Source organism: Candidatus Symbiopectobacterium sp. NZEC135 (assembly GCF_025962695.1).
The window spans coordinates 1-724 of sequence record NZ_JAGFPF010001099.1 but is presented as its reverse complement, the minus strand read 5'-3'; the positions used below and the strand labels follow the sequence as shown (position 1 = coordinate 724).

Genomic DNA, 724 nt, shown 5'->3' with positions numbered 1-724 from the left:
CCCCATTTTCTGTTATCACCACCGACCCGGTGGTGATAACCTACATTATTACTTTGGTCAATAATGTTACTTCGCACGAAAAGTTCATTCGATCGTAATGCAGCATCAATCGCACAGACATGCTGAAAAAATAATTGCATTGGCAAAAAACACGTCGGGTACAACACATTTTTGACGAAAAATAGCACATCGTCTAAAAAACATGTCAAAAGGTATATCACCCGCTTAGGTTGAAACCTCATCAGCTTTTTTCAGAAAAAAACATTCACACAACATCAATAATTCACCAGAAATATCGCGCAGGTAAAGGATCGCAGCATGATGCCATGTTTGAATGCAGAGCGTTATTCAATTCGGCTTGATGGACATTTATTCTACCCAAGCATTATTCTGTCTGATGACGCATCAATGATGGCTTTCATGGCTCTCATGTAAGGCGAGTATATTTTTTTCCAGGCGGGCAATAAGCCCTGTCAGTGCACTGACTTCCTGTACCGAAATACCCAGCAATATCTCACCACGCGTTTGGCTTATCACATCATCCACCGCCTGGATGATCGGCTCTGCCGCATCGGTCAACGCGATGCGTTTTGCACGCCGATCGTGTGCACAAATACTTCGTGTAATCAAGCCCTTTTCTTCTAACTGATCCAAGGTTCTTACCAGCGATGGCTGCTCGATACCAATGGCTTTTGCCAATTGAATCTGCGACTGCCCCGGAGGC

1 protein-coding gene is annotated in these 724 nt (G+C 44.2%); it reads right to left on the bottom strand.

What is annotated here, in order from left to right:
• Positions 1-405 precede the first annotated feature (405 nt).
• The coding region (slyA, locus tag J5224_RS32690) for a transcriptional regulator SlyA (RefSeq protein WP_264629081.1) at positions 406-724 on the bottom strand (319 nt) is incomplete at its 5' end.